We start from the raw sequence: 13,694 nt of genomic DNA, 5'->3' as shown, positions 1-13,694 counted from the left end.
CCCCGTGAGCAGCACCGCCCGTCGCACCCGACCGCCCACCGGCCCCCGCCAACTGCACCCCGGGGCCTGGTGGTTGTGGGCACTCGGGCTGGGCGCGGCGGCGACCCGCACCACCAATCCGGCGATCCTGCTGCTGCTCGCCACGGTCGCCGGCTACGTGGTCGCGGCCCGGCGCGGCGACGCGCCCTGGTCGCGTTCGTACGGGGCGTTCCTGCGCCTGGGCCTGCTGGTGCTCGGCATCCGGCTGGTGTTCGCCGTCTTCCTCGGCTCACCGATCCCCGGCACCCACGTGCTGTTCACACTGCCCGAAGTACCGCTGCCCACCTGGGCGCAGGGCGTGCGGATCGGCGGCCGGGTCACCGTCGAGGGGCTGCTCGCGGCGCTGTACGACGGGCTCCGCCTGGCGACCCTGCTGGTCTGCGTCGGCGCCGCCAACTCCCTCGCCAGTCCGGCCCGGCTGCTGCGCACCCTGCCCGGGGCGCTCTACGAGGCGGGCGTGGCGGTGGTGGTGGCGATGACCTTCGCGCCGAACCTGGTCGCCGACGTCCGCCGACTGAGCGCCGCGCGGCGACTGCGCGGCCGTACGGACCGGGGGATCGCCGCCGTGTTGAGCGTCGGACTCCCCGTCCTGGAAGGGGCGTTGGAGCGGTCCGTCGCCCTGGCCGCCGCCATGGACACCCGCGGCTTCGGCCGCACCGCCGACATCCCGCGCCGGCTCGCCCGGGCGACGGCCGCGCTCACCCTGGCCGGCCTGCTCGGCATCTGCCTGGCCGCGTACGGGCTGTTGACCGCCGGAGGCGCGGGCTGGGCGCTGCCCGTCCTGCTGCTCGGCGTGGGCGCCGCCTTCGCCGGACTGCTACTGGGCAGCCGACGGTCCGTCAGGACCCGCTACCGGCCCGATCCTTGGGCTGTTCCCGAGTGGCTGACCGCCGGGTCCGGCGCCGCCGTGGCGGCCCTCACCACCTACCTGGCCGCGCAGGACCCGGCCGCCTTCGCCCCCACCGTCGTCCCGCCGACCGTCCCCGCGCTGCCGCTGGCCGCGGTCCTGGCCGTCCTGCTCGGCCTGGTACCGGCGTTCGCCGCCCCGACCCCGCCCCGGAGGGCATCGTGATCACCTTCGAGCAGGTCTCCGTCCGGTACGAGGGCTGCGCCGCGCCCGTGCTGAGCGGGGTCGACCTCACCGTCCCCGAGGGCGAACTCTGCCTGCTGGTGGGCCCGTCGGGCTCCGGCAAGTCCACCCTGCTGGGGACGGTCAGCGCACTGGTACCGCACTTCACCGGCGGCGTCCTGCACGGCCGGGTCACCGTCGGCGGCCGGGACACCCGCGAGCACCGGCCCCGCGAACTCGCCGACCTGGTCGGCACGGTGGGGCAGGACCCGCTGGCGCACTTCGTCACCGACACCGTGGAGGACGAACTCGCCTACGGCATGGAGTCGCTGGGCCTGCCGGGCGACGTCATGCGCCGCCGCGTCGAGGAGACCCTCGACCTGCTCGGCCTCGCCGACCTGCGCGACCGCGCACTGGGCTCCCTCTCCGGGGGCCAGCAGCAGCGCGTCGCGATCGGCTCGGTGCTCACCGCGCACCCGCGGGTACTGGTCCTGGACGAGCCCACCTCGGCCCTCGACCCGGGCGCGGCCGAGGAGGTACTGGCCGTTCTGCAGCGGCTGGTGCACGACCTCGGCACCACCGTGCTGATGGCCGAGCACCGGCTGGAACGGGTCGTCCAGTACGCCGACCGGGTCCTGCTGCTGACCCCGGGCGAACCGCCGGTCCTGGGCGAGCCGGCCGAGGTGATGGCGCACTCGCCGGTGCACCCGCCCGTGGTCGGCCTCGGCCGGCTCGCCGGTTGGCGGCCGCTGCCGCTGTCGGTGCGCGACGCCCGCCGCAAGGCCGCCGGGCTGCGGGAACGCCTCGACGGCCGGACGCCGTCCGCCGTCGCCGCTCCCACCGGCTCCGCCCTGGCCGCACCCGACCGCCTCGCCAACTCCGACCCCCTCGCCGTTTCCGACCGCCTGGCCGTCCGGCGGGGCCCGGTCCACGCGCTGCGCGGGGTCGACCTCCTCCTCCGCTCCGGCGAGATCACCGCCCTGATGGGCCGCAACGGCGCCGGCAAGTCCACCCTGCTGGGCAGCCTCGTCGGCCTGCACGCCCCCACCTCCGGCAGCGTCCGGGTCGGCGGCCGCACCCCGCACCGCACCCGCCCGGCCGAACTGATCCGCGAGGTCGGCCTCGTCCCGCAGGACCCGCGCGACCTGCTGTACGCCGAATCGGTCGCCGCCGAATGCGCCGCGGCGGACACCGACGCGGGCGCCGCACCCGGCACCTGCCGCGCCCTCGTCGAACGCCTGCTGCCCGGTATCGCCGACGCCACCCACCCCCGCGACCTCTCCGAGGGCCAGCGGCTCACCCTCGCACTCGCCGTCGTCCTCACCGCCCGGCCCCCGCTCCTGCTCCTCGACGAACCGACCCGCGGCCTGGACTACGCCGCCAAGTCCCGGCTGGTGGAGATCCTGCGCGACCTCGCCGCCGAAGGGCACGGCGTCCTCCTGGCGACGCACGACGTCGAACTCGCGGCGGAACTCGCCCACCGCACGGTGATCATGGCCGAGGGCGAGATCGTCGCGGACGGACCGACCGCGGAGGTCGTGGTCTCCTCCCCCGCCTTCGCCCCGCAGGTCGCCAAGGTGCTGGCGCCGGGGCCGTGGCTCACCGTGCGGCAGGTCGCGGAGGCGATCGGCGCATGAACCGTCCGGTCCCCCTCGGCCGCCGGTCCGTCGCGGCCCTGCTGCTGGTCTCCCTCGTCGGGGTGACGGCCTTCGGCTGGCCGCTGCTCGCCTCCACCAAGTCCGCGCTGGTCGGCCACTCCACCGACGCGCCATGGCTGTTCGCGCTCCTCCTCCCCCTCCTGCTCGCCGTCGTCATCGCGCAGATCTCCGAGGGCCGGGAGGCGGGCGGCGGGGCGCCCGGGCTGGACGCCAAGTCCGTCGCCCTGCTGGGCGTCCTGGCCGCGGCCGGTGCCGCCCTGCGCCCGCTGGGCGCCGGAACGGCGGGCCTGGAGCCGATGTTCTTCCTGATGGTCCTCTCCGGCCGCGTCCTCGGTCCCGGATTCGGCTTCGCCCTGGGCTCGTTGTCGATGTTCGCCTCCGCGCTGCTCACCGGCGGGGTCGGGCCGTGGCTGCCGTTCCAGATGCTGGCGATGGGCTGGGTCTGCCTCGGCGCAGGGCTGCTCCCGGGGGCCGCCTCGCTGCGCGGACGCCGCGAACTCCTCCTGCTCGCCGGCTACGGGGCTCTGTCCGCCGTCCTCTACGGCACCGTCATGAACCTCCAGGGCTGGCCGTACATCGGCGGACTGGCCGGCTCCGTCTCCTTCGTCCCCGGCGACCCGCTGCCCGCCAACCTGGTCCGCTTCGCGGCCTACTGCCTCACCACCTCGCTGGGCTGGGACCTCCCCCGCGCCGTCCTGACCGTCGTCCTGTGCCTCACCCTCGGCACCCCCGTCCTGCGCGCCCTGCGCCGCGCCACCCGCCGCGCCGCCTTCGACGCGCCGGTCGCCTTCCGCCCGCCGGGCGAGTGAACCGCCACCCCGGCACCGCCCCCTCCACCACCCCGTACGCTGTCCCGCAGCACCGGGAGCGAAGGCGTTCGGGGGAGCCAGTGGAACTACGTCAGTTGCGCGCCTTCGAGGCCGTCGTCGCCCACCGCACCGTCGCCGCCGCGGCCGTGGCCCTCGGACTCGCCCCGTCCTCCCTCACCGAGCAGATCCGCGCCCTCGAACGCAGCCTCGGCACCGAACTGTTCGAGCGGGCACCGCGCGGCACGGCCCTCACCCCCGCCGGAGAACGGCTCCTGCCGTGGTCCCGACGGCTGCTCGGCCAGGCCGAACAGGCGCGGCGGGACGTGGCCGCCACCCGCACCCGCCTGCGACTCGGCGCGCTGAAGGCCATCGCTGCCACCCACGTCCCCGCCGTCCTCGCGCGCCTCGCCGAACACCGGCCCGACGTGGAGATATCCCTGCACACCGACACCGCCCGGGACGGCCTGCTCGGCGGCGTCGCCGCCGGGGCACTGGGGGCCGCGCTGATCCTGGACACCGCCGGCCCGCTCGGCGAACTCGGCTTCTACCTGCCGCCCGCCCCACTCGACCACCTCGACCTGCAGGACGTCCCCCTCGCCCTCGTCGCCGCCCCCGCCCACCCACTCGCCCACGCCACCACCCTCACCCGCGAGGACCTGCGCGGCCGACGACTCCTGGTGAACGCCCCCACCTGCTCCTTCCACCTCGCCGGCGAACGCCTCCTCGGCCACGACGTCGACCGCGTCCCCACCGGCGGCCTCACCGTCACCCGCGCCTGCGCCGAACAAGGCCTCGGCCTGGCCCTCCTCCCCGACTTCGCCGTCCACGCCCAACTCGCCGCCGGCACCCTCGTCCGGCTCCCCCTCACACCCCCGCCCCTCCACCTCCGCCTCATCTGGCGCACCGACCACGAACCCCTCCCCCGCCTCCGCGAAGCCCTCCACCCCACCCCGGCCTGAGCCGCCTCCCCGCGAGACACAGGGGACATACGCAGGCACCTCCGGGGGATCGAGGATCCCCCGGAGGTGCACAAGTACCGCGCAGCGCTCAGCCCTTGGGGCCGGCCGACTGGACGACCTCGAAGGACCACAGGGTGGAGCCGGAGGCGGCGGGCCGCTTCGGCGCCTCGCCACCCTCGCCGCCACCACGGTGGGCGGCCTGCATCGGGCCCTCCATCCAGGCCTTGAAGTCCTCCTCGCTGCGCCAGCGGGTGTAGACCAGGTACTGGTCAGTGCCCTCGACCGGGCGGAGGAGTTCGAACCACTCGAAGCCGTCCGAGTTCTCCACCGCGCCGGCGCGGGAGGCGAAGCGCTGTTCCAGCACCTCGCGCTGCTCGGCCGGCACCGTCAGTACGTTGATCTTGACGACGGACATGCCGCTCCTTACTGGTGGGCCGGGGCCTCGGATGCGGCCGCCGGCTCGGTCACTGCCAGCAGTGTCCTACACCTCACGCGGTGCGGTTCACGCGATCCACGGCGGGAGGAGGCGGTCGGCGTCGCGCGGGGCGAGGGCGCAGGCGTCTTCCGGGGTGATGGCGTCGGGGTTGTAGACGTGGGCCGGGGAGGGGGAGGTGACGATGGCGGTGAAGCCGTCGGCGGTGGTGATCTGGCGGGCGGTGTCGGCGGGGAGGACGAGGGTGTCGCCGGCGGCGAGGGTGAGGGTGTCGCCTGCGTGGTGGACGGTGGCGGTGCCGGTGAGGAAGGTCCAGATCTGTTCGGTGCTCATGGCGTGCAGCGGGCCGTGCTTGCCGGCGGGCATGTCGACGTGCCACAGGGCGAGGGAGGTGGAGCCCTGGGTGGGCGAGGCGTAGGTGGTCATGACGGCGTTCGGGGTCTCGGTGCGGCGGGCTTCGGACCGGCGGATGACAGGCATGGTGGAGGAATCCCCTAAGATGGACAATGGAGTTGTCTATATGGTCAATGAGGTTGTCTATCGTGTCAAGTGAACCCGTGAACGCACCCGCGAGCGAACCCGCCCCACCGGGCTTCGAGCTGCCGCTGCGCCTGCTGCTCGGCTTCCGCACGATCATCGACGAGCTGCACGAGCGCATCGCCCGCGAGGGACACCCGGACCTGCGCCCGATGTACGGCTTCGTCTTCCAGGCGATCGGCCCGCACGGCACCACCGCCGTCGAACTCGGCCGCCGGCTCGGCGTCTCCAAGCAGGCGGCGGGCAAGACCATCGAGAACCTGGAACAACTCGGCTACGTCGAGCGCGGCAGCGACCCGGCCGACGCCCGCCGCAAGGTGGTCCGGCTCACCGCCCGGGGCGTGGACTGCCTGGTCCGCTCCGCCCGGATCTTCGACGAGCTGCGCGCCGAGTGGTCGGCGACCCTCGGCGAGGACCAGCTGCGCCAACTGGAGACCGGCCTGCGCCGACTCGCCCCCGGCGATCCGTTCCGCCTCGACACCCCGCGCTGGTTCGGCGCGCCGTGAGACCGGACAGACGCGCGCCCGGACAGGCACGAACCCGGCCAGGCGTGCGCCCGGACAGCCACGGACCCGGACAGGCGGCCGCGGCGCGCACCTGCCAGGACGGCGTCAGGACGTGGGGAGCCCCCGGACGGCGAGGGTCTGGTTCTTGTACGCCTTCGCCCCGGTGATCTCGGCGCCGAACCAGTCCGGCGGGCGGAACGCCTCCGCCTCGGACTCCGAGGCGAACTCCACCTCGGCGGTCATCAGACCGGCCAACTCGCCCTGGTAGACGTCGGCGTAGACCGTGACGCCGGCCGACTCGAAGGTGTACCGGTCCTTGACCAGCCGGGCACCGGCGGTGGCCGGCCAGAGGTCGGTGAACTCCTGCTCGTCGAGCTCGCGTTCCACCTCGATCCGGACGGGGGGACCGGACTTCCCGCGCTTGACGCCGAGGACGCGGCTGTCGCCGATCCGGCGCAGCCGCACCTCCGTCCCGTCGTCCTTGATCGCGATGTAGCCCTGTTCGATGTGCCGGCGCACCGCCGTCCGCGGCGGCTCGAAGGAGTCCAACAGGAACTTGCGCTCGATCTCGAGCGGCATGCCGCACCCTCCCGTTCTGATCCCGTGCCCTGCTCCGGCTGCGCCCGGATGTCGGTGGGGACGACCGTGCCGTCCCCGGGCAGCCGACGCGGCCGGTACCGGTAGGCGACGATACGTCACCCGACGCCGCCCTGCCGCTTCAGCAACTCCCGTGTCTCCTCGGGGAACCAGCGGCCGGCCGCCGACCAGCCGGCCTGGCGGGCGACCGTCAGAACGATCTCCCCTCGCCCCGGTACGGCGGCTCCGGCCCGACCGGATCGGGCCGGTCCCTCCGGTCGGCACCGAGGCTGGAGCTGAGCCTGGTGAGCAGCTCCGCGAGATCGGCGTACTGCTCCTCGTCCCAGTCCCCCAGCAGGTCGGCGAGTTGGGCGCGCCGGGCGGCGACGAGCCGGAGGGCCGCTTCCTCCCCCGGTTCGGTGAGCCGCAGCGGCAGCCCGCCGGTCCGCCCGGCCAGGCCCCGGCCCTCCACCTCGCGGACGGCCTGCTCGATGACGGCGATCGGCACGATCCGCCGCTCGGCCAGGTCCGCCGGCTCGACCGGACCGTGCTGGTGCATCTGCAGGAGCAGCCAGCTGGAGGCGGGCAGCAGGTCCAGCCCGGCGGCGGCGGTGATCCGCCGGAAGAAGTCGCGCCGGGCTTCGCGGGTGCTCAACGCCGAGAGCGCGCGGGCGATTTCGTCCAGGGAGCTGCGCTCCACCGGGTTGAGTCCGATGGACTCGCTCAGGTCCGGCGCGGTGACGCTGGTGCGCAGTTTCTGTTCGCGCAGGAAGAGCGACAGCACGAAGGCGACGACCGCGACGGGCACCGCGTACAGGAAGACCCGGGTGATCGACTCGGCGTACGCGTGGTAGACCCCGGCCTGGACGGCGGCCGGCAGCCGGGGGATGACCCGCGGGTCGGAGGTGATGACCTCCGACCGGAACCCGGGCGGCAGCGGCACGCCGGCCAGTGCGTCGGCGAGCCGGTCCCGCAGCCCGCTCGCGAAGATCGTTCCGAAGATGGAGACGCCGAAGGAGGCCCCGATGGAGCGGAAGAAGGTCGCGCCCGCGGTGGCGACGCCGAGGTCCTCGTAGCCGACCGAGTTCTGCACGATCAGCACCAGCACCTGCATCACCAGGCCCAGTCCGAGGCCGAAGACGAGGAAGTAGCCGCTCATCTCGGCCGTGCTGCTGTGCTCGTCCAGCCGGGAGAGCAGCAGCAGTCCGATGGTCGTGACCGCCGTCCCGGCGATCGGGAAGAGCCGGTAGCGGCCGGTGCGGGCGACGATCTGGCCGGAGCCGATCGAGGTGAGCAGCATGCCGAGCACCATGGGCAGCATGTGGATGCCGGACGTGGTGGGCGAGACCTGCATGACCACCTGGAGGAAGGTCGGCAGGTAGGTGAGCGCCCCGAACATCGCGAAGCCGATCACGAAGGAGATCACCGCGACCAGGCTGAAGGTCCGGGAGCGGAACAGCCGCAGCGGCAGGACGGGCTCCGCCGCCGTCCGCTCGACGAGGACGAAGGCGAGCAGCAGCACCACGCCGAGCACGCCGAGGCCGACGATCTGCCAGGAGCTCCACGCCCAGGTGGTGCCGCCGAGAGAGGTCATCAGCACCAGGCAGGTGGCGACGGCGGCGATGAGGGCGGTGCCGAGGTAGTCGATCCGGTGCTCGCGCCGCACTTCCCGCCCGTGCAGGACCGCCGCGATCACCACCAGGGCGACGACGCCGACGGGCAGGTTGACGTAGAAGACCCAGCGCCAGCTGAGGTGGTCGACGAACAGGCCGCCGAGCAGCGGCCCGAGCACGCTGGTGACACCGAACACGGCGCCGAACAGGCCCTGGTACCGGCCGCGGTCCCGGGGCGGGACGAGGTCGCCGACGATCGCCTGGGAGAGCACCATCAGCCCGCCGCCGCCCAGGCCCTGCAGCGCCCGGAAGGCGATCAGCTCCCCCATGTTCTGGGCGATTCCGCACAGCACCGAGCCGAGCAGGAAGATCACGATGGAGGCCTGGAAGAAGCGCTTCCGGCCGTACATGTCGCCGAGCTTGCCCCACAGCGGGGTCGCGGCGGTGGACGCCAGCAGGTAGGCGGTGACCACCCAGGAGAGGTGGTCGAGGCCGCCGAGGTCGCTGACGATGGTGGGCAGCGCCGTGGAGACGATGGTCTGGTCGAGGGCGGCGAGCAGCATCGCCAGCAGCAGGGCGCCGATCGGCACCCAGAGGTTGGGGACGGCGGCCGCCGGGGGGCCGGGTTCGCCCGCCGGGCTCCGGTCGGACGCGGCGAGCGGGTCCGTCATGGCGTCTCCGTGGACATGGCGGCTCCGTAGGGTCGCGGCCCCGGCGGGCGGGTCCGTGCGGATGATCACTCCCAGCTCACCATGCTGGCAGATTCGTCCTGTTTTGTTCCGCCGGGTTGAGCCGAACGTAAGCACCGGGGACATCCGCGGCGTCCCGGGCGTTCTCGGAGGAGCCAACCGGCACCAACCGGCACAACACCCCCGCCCGTGGCCGGACGCCCCTGTGCACCCCCCGGGCCGTCCTGCATAATCAGGCGCGATCGTGCGCCCGGGGCCCGCCCCGGAGCCGCCGAGACCGCCCACCAGGCCGACGTGACAACCGAGGAGGACCGGCCGATGCCGGACCAGCACTGCCCGACGTGCGGCACCGCACGCTCAACCGGGTGCGGCTGCGTCCCGGACCCGAGCCTCACCGAGACCGCCGTCCTGCCCCACCTCGAAGGGCCGCCGCTGGTCCGCCCGTACGTCCCGCAGACGGCCGACCAGGTCGCCGACGAGCCGCCGGCGGGCACCCCGGTCGTGGACCCGTTCGCGACCACCGTGCTGCCGCCGGTCCCTCCGGGGCACCCGGGCGGTGCCCCGGTCACTCCTCCGCTCGGGCCGGACGCGGACGCGTACGCCACCACCGTGCTGCCGCCGGTGCCGCCCTCCGGGCCGGGCGCCTACGCGGCGGCGGCGCCGCAGGCCGCCGCAGGGCTCGGCCACGGGACCGGGGCCGGCCACGGGAACGGCCACGGCAACGGCACCGAGGCCCCGGACGAGCCCGGGAGCGAGATCGGACTGTTCCCCTTCGGCCGGACGCCCGCCGAGGCCGGGCCGGAGGCGGTCGGCGGCCGGGCCGCGCGCCGGGCGGCCGAGCAGGCGGCGAAGCACCCGCTCGCCCAGCGCAAGGGGCTGCTCGTAGCGGTCGGCGCCGCACTGGTGGCGCTCACCATCGGCGTCGCGTACGCGGTGACGCCCTCCGCCGCGCCGGAGGCCAAGCAGGCGCAGCCGTTGCCGACCACCACCCTGGCGCCCGTGCCGGTGGACCCGACGGCCGCGGCGGTGCCCGCCCCGGTGGCGCCCCCGACCAGCGAGACGCCGAGTCCGACGCCGACGCCCACCCGCAAGCCGACACCGACACCGACGAAGACGGCCACGCCCACACCGACGCCCACACCGACGCCGACCCCCACTCCGACTCAGGCGCCCACGCCGACCCCCACCCCGACGCCGACGCCCACCCTCAGCCAGGCGCCCACGCCGCGCGTCCTGCAGATGGGGATGACCGGACCGGACGTGAAGGACCTGCAGCAGCGCCTGTACACCGCCGAGTGCGGCTTCGTCGACAAGTCGATCGTCACGGGCACCTTCGACTACTGGACCCGGTCGGTGCTCAGCAGCTACCAGCACGACAACCGCATCAAGGGCGAGGACGGCGTCTACGGTCCCAAGACCCAGGCCGTCCTGACCGCCGACCAGGGCTGCTGACCTCCGTCCGACCGGCCGCCCCTCGCCCGCACTCACGACGGTCGGCGGCCGGTGACGGCCGTCAGCCGGTGATCGCCCCGACGATGCTGACGCCCGCCAGCACCACCATGATCGCCGCCGCCACCCGGATGATCAGCTTCATCGGCACGTACTTGAGCAGCTTCTGCCCGCCCACGATGGCGATCCCGCCGACCGCGCAGAGCGCCAGCCAGGACCCGATGCCGACGGCCAGCGGATCGGCGTACTTGGCGGCCAGGTTGGCGGTCATGATCTGGGTCAGGTCGCCGAACTCGGCGATCGCGACCACCACGAAGCCGGCTCCCGCCACCTTCCAGAAGCTGTTCGAGGACGGCTCCTTGGCCGCGTGCCCGTCCTCGTCCCCGCCGCCGTGGAACAGCAGCATCGCCGCGCCGGCCAGGAAGAGCAGGCCGGTGACGCCCTCCACCCAGCGGTGCGGCAGCAGTGAGAGCAGGTGGCCGGCGACCAGCGCGATGCCCACCTGGAGGGCGAAGGCGGCGGCGATGCCCGCGAACACGTAGCTCGCGCGGTACTTGGTGCCGAGCACCAGGCTGGCCAGCGCGGTCTTGTCCGGCAGTTCGGCCAGGAAGATGATGCCGAAGGTCAACGCGGCAACGGTCAGACTCATCAGGGGGTTTCCTCGGTCGGGGCTGCCCGGCCTCCGCAGCTCCGTCAGGGGAACGCTTCGGCCCGACAGCACTGGTCATGGTCACAGCACTGCGGCCGAAGGTCTCGCCGACAACGCTCCTTCGAGCGGTGCCCCGGGCGCCGGGCCCCTGGGGGCCAGTATGTCGACGGTCCGGTGGAGGGCTACTCCCCTTCAACGCCCCCAAGGGTACCCGACGCCGTCCGGTGCCCCGGCGCCGTCATCAACCGCCCGGCGCCTTCGGCCGTCAGCCGTCAGCCGCCACCAGGCCCCGGCCGACCAGTTCCAGCACCACCACGATCGCCACCGACTCCACCACCAGCAACCCGGTCAGCACGAACACCTGCACCGCCCCCGCCTGGACGGGCGAGGCCCCGCCGAGCAGCATCCCGACGAAGGCCCCGGGCAGGGTGACCAGGCCGACCGTCCGGGTCTGGTCCAGGGCGGGCACCAGCGAGGTCGCCGCGGCCGTCCGGCAGATCTCCAGTCGGGCCTCGCGCTCCTCGAAGCCGAGCGCCAGCGCCGCCTCCACCTCCCCGCGCCGCTGCCGCAGTTCGTCCAGGGCGCGCCGGCCGGCCAGCGAGGTCGCGGTGAGCGCGCCGCCGATCAGGATGCCCGCGACCGGGATCACGGACAGGCCCTTGGGCGGCAGCAGGCCGACGCCCAGCAGCAGGGCCAGCACCGGCAGCACCCCGGCGCCGATCGGGGCGGCCGCCCAGACCCAGCCGGGCCCCGGGGTCATCCGCCGCCCGGAGGTGCGCACCGCGACCGTGAACATCAGCAGCACGAACAGCGTCGACCACCAGAGCGAGCCGACCACCCAGCTGATCACCGCGGCGACGGCGGCCAGCTGCACCACCGCCCGCAGCCCGGCCCGCAGCACCGCGTGCCCGTGGCCGAGCAGGCCGCGCCCGGCCACCGCGACGGCGGCCAGCAGCAGCACGGCGGTGACCACCCCGAGCGTCGGGGTGACCGGCAGCAGCTGGCCGCCGGAGGCCGCAAGGGCCATCAGATCCAGCTGGTGAACCACATCCGGTCCTGCCAGGACGACATGGGGATCACCTCCGCCGTGTACAGCGGGTAGAAGAAGGCGAAGCAGCCGACGATCGCGAGCACGACCGCCCCGGCCCCGATCGCGCCGAGCCGGCGGCGCTCGGGGCTGCAGCCGGCCGGGCCGAGCATCGCGCCGAGCATCTGGGCGACGGCCAGGCACAGGAACGGCACCAGCACGACCATGTAGAAGGAGAAGATCGTCCGCTCCTGGTACCGGAACCAGGGCAGGTAGATCCCGGCCACCGCGCACAGCACCGCGCCCGAGCGCCAGTCCCGGCGGAAGAACCAGCGCCATAGCAGGTAGACCAGCGCGAAGCAGGCCGCCCACCACAGGAACGGGGTGCCCAGGCCCAGGATCTGCGCCGCGCAGCCGCCGGAGGAGGTGCAGCCGCGCGTCCCGTCCGGGACCTGCTCCCAGTACATGGAGACCGGCCGGCCGTCGACCAGCCAGGCGAAGGGGTTGGACTGGTAGGTGTGCGGGGTGCTCAGGCCGGTGTTGAAGTCGTACATCTGCGAGTGGTAGTGCCACAGGCTGCGCAGCGGCGCGGGCACCCAGCTCATGGAGACCTGCGGCAGCCCGACGCCGAGGACGGTGTCCGGGGAGAGCCCGGCGCGGCCGTCGGCCCAGTGCCGGTCGTACCCGCCGCCGTTGGCGCCGCCGGCCAGCCAGCCGGTCCAGGCGCCGACGTACACCACCAGGGCGGAGCCGACCATGGCGAGGAAGGCCGGTACGGCGTCCCGGCGGAGCACGGCGCGCCACGGGTGGCGGGCGCCGGCCGCGCGGCGGCCGGACTGGTCCCACAGGACGGTCAGGACGCCGAAGGCGGCGAGGACCGGGGCGCCGTTCCACTTGACCGCGCAGGCGGCGCCGAGGAGCACGCCGGCGGCGATCCGCCAGGGGCGCGCGCCGAGCCGCACCCGGTCGGCGCCCATTGTTCCCCCTGCGCTCTCGGCGCCCTCTGCGGCCGCCGCCCGGTCGGCCAGTCGGGCGCGGGCGTGGTCGCGGTCGACCAGCAGGCTGCCGAAGGCGGCGAGCACGAAGAACATCTGGATGCCGTCGAGCAGGCCGATCCGGCTCATCACCAGCTGCAGGCCGTCCACCGACATCAGCAGCGCGGCGGTGCAGCCGACCAGGGTGGAGCCGAACAGCCGGCGGCCGATCCGGGCCAGCATCAGCACGGTGACGGTGCCGAGCAGGGCGGTCATGAACCGCCAGCCGAAGGGGTGCAGGCCGAACAACTGCTCGCCGACCGCCATCACCCACTTGCCGAGCGGCGGGTGCGCGATGAACTCGGGGGCGGAACCGAGCGGGACGGACTGCGGGGCAGCCAGGATGTCGGCGTTGGCGTGGTCGGGCCAGGTGCCCTCGTAGCCCTGCTGGAGCAGGGACCAGGCGTCCTTGGGGTAGTACGTCTCGTCGAAGACGAAGGCGTGGGGATAGCCGAGGTTCCAGAACCGCAGAAGGCCTGCGAAGAGCGCGACGCCGATCGGTCCGAGCCAGCCGGAGCGGTCGGCCGCCCAGCGGACCGGGCCGCCGCGCGGGGCCGGTGCGGGGGCGGCGGGGGCCGGGGCCGCCGGGGGGTGCGTGAGCGCCGCTTGCGTCATAGCCTCGCCGATTCGCCTGTCTGCTCTGCCCG

13 protein-coding genes are annotated in these 13,694 nt (G+C 74.2%); 6 read left to right on the top strand and 7 right to left on the bottom strand.

Going from position 1 to position 13,694, the window contains the following annotated elements; all coding sequences use genetic code 11:
* Positions 1 to 4 precede the first annotated feature (4 nt).
* The 4 genes from AC0B61_RS11125 to AC0B61_RS11110 all read left to right on the top strand — a co-directional run bounded on the left by AC0B61_RS11125 (position 5) and on the right by AC0B61_RS11110 (position 4,534).
* Positions 5 to 1,111 carry an energy-coupling factor transporter transmembrane component T family protein gene (locus tag AC0B61_RS11125; protein ID WP_471740348.1) on the top strand — a complete coding sequence of 369 codons (1,107 nt, stop codon included), beginning with the start codon at positions 5 to 7 and terminating at the stop codon, positions 1,109 to 1,111.
* A complete protein-coding gene (locus AC0B61_RS11120) occupies positions 1,108 to 2,745 on the top strand; it encodes an ABC transporter ATP-binding protein (RefSeq protein ID WP_471740347.1) in 1,638 nt (545 codons plus the stop codon). Before AC0B61_RS11125 ends, AC0B61_RS11120 begins: the two co-directional genes overlap by 4 nt.
* On the top strand, positions 2,742 to 3,575 hold the full coding sequence (locus tag AC0B61_RS11115; protein ID WP_471740346.1) for an ECF transporter S component: 834 nt from the start codon (positions 2,742 to 2,744) through the stop codon (positions 3,573 to 3,575). Before AC0B61_RS11120 ends, AC0B61_RS11115 begins: the two co-directional genes overlap by 4 nt.
* Positions 3,576 to 3,655: 80 nt before the next feature.
* On the top strand, positions 3,656 to 4,534 hold the full coding sequence (locus tag AC0B61_RS11110; RefSeq protein ID WP_471740345.1) for a LysR family transcriptional regulator: 879 nt from the start codon (positions 3,656 to 3,658) through the stop codon (positions 4,532 to 4,534).
* Between the two features lie 88 nt (positions 4,535 to 4,622).
* Here the strand turns inward: AC0B61_RS11110 and AC0B61_RS11105 are convergent, their stop codons facing one another.
* Together AC0B61_RS11105 and AC0B61_RS11100 are read right to left on the bottom strand one after the other, a co-directional pair.
* Positions 4,623 to 4,949, bottom strand: coding sequence for an antibiotic biosynthesis monooxygenase family protein (locus AC0B61_RS11105; RefSeq protein WP_471740344.1), 327 nt, complete (start codon positions 4,947 to 4,949; stop codon positions 4,623 to 4,625).
* Positions 4,950 to 5,036: 87 nt separating this feature from the next.
* Positions 5,037 to 5,447, bottom strand: a complete 411-nt coding sequence (locus tag AC0B61_RS11100; RefSeq protein WP_471740343.1) for a cupin domain-containing protein — start codon at positions 5,445 to 5,447, stop codon at positions 5,037 to 5,039.
* A 47-nt stretch (positions 5,448 to 5,494) separates the two neighbouring features.
* Between AC0B61_RS11100 and AC0B61_RS11095 the strand changes: the two genes are divergently transcribed.
* Positions 5,495 to 6,010 (top strand): MarR family winged helix-turn-helix transcriptional regulator, encoded by a 516-nt coding sequence (locus AC0B61_RS11095; protein ID WP_471740342.1) that lies wholly within the window; start codon positions 5,495 to 5,497, stop codon positions 6,008 to 6,010.
* Between the two features lie 105 nt (positions 6,011 to 6,115).
* Here AC0B61_RS11095 and AC0B61_RS11090 read toward each other — a convergent pair whose 3' ends face one another.
* Together AC0B61_RS11090 and AC0B61_RS11085 are read right to left on the bottom strand one after the other, a co-directional pair.
* On the bottom strand, positions 6,116 to 6,589 hold the full coding sequence (locus AC0B61_RS11090; protein ID WP_471740341.1) for a CYTH domain-containing protein: 474 nt from the start codon (positions 6,587 to 6,589) through the stop codon (positions 6,116 to 6,118).
* A 208-nt stretch (positions 6,590 to 6,797) separates the two neighbouring features.
* Entirely contained in the window at positions 6,798 to 8,870 is a 2,073-nt protein-coding gene (locus AC0B61_RS11085) for an MFS transporter (RefSeq protein WP_471740340.1), read from the bottom strand.
* A gap of 336 nt (positions 8,871 to 9,206) precedes the next feature.
* On the opposite strand from AC0B61_RS11085, the gene AC0B61_RS11080 reads away from it, so the two are divergent.
* A complete protein-coding gene (locus AC0B61_RS11080; protein ID WP_471740339.1) occupies positions 9,207 to 10,340 on the top strand; it encodes a peptidoglycan-binding domain-containing protein in 1,134 nt (377 codons plus the stop codon).
* Positions 10,341 to 10,401: 61 nt separating this feature from the next.
* On the opposite strand, the gene AC0B61_RS11075 is transcribed toward AC0B61_RS11080, so the two are convergent.
* From AC0B61_RS11075 to AC0B61_RS11065, 3 genes are all read right to left on the bottom strand, one after another.
* Positions 10,402 to 10,989 (bottom strand): TMEM165/GDT1 family protein, encoded by a 588-nt coding sequence (locus AC0B61_RS11075; RefSeq protein ID WP_471740424.1) that lies wholly within the window; start codon positions 10,987 to 10,989, stop codon positions 10,402 to 10,404.
* Between the two features lie 262 nt (positions 10,990 to 11,251).
* Complete coding sequence (locus tag AC0B61_RS11070) at positions 11,252 to 12,013, bottom strand: ABC transporter permease (protein ID WP_471740423.1); 762 nt, start codon at positions 12,011 to 12,013, stop codon at positions 11,252 to 11,254.
* Entirely contained in the window at positions 12,013 to 13,662 is a 1,650-nt protein-coding gene (locus AC0B61_RS11065; RefSeq protein ID WP_471740338.1) for a dolichyl-phosphate-mannose--protein mannosyltransferase, read from the bottom strand. Before AC0B61_RS11065 ends, AC0B61_RS11070 begins: the two co-directional genes overlap by 1 nt.
* Positions 13,663 to 13,694 lie beyond the last annotated feature (32 nt).

The sequence above is a fragment of the Kitasatospora sp. NPDC023385 genome (assembly GCF_055664045.1).
The sequence above is the reverse complement of the archived record's forward strand: the minus strand, read 5'-3'. Positions and strand labels throughout refer to the sequence as shown.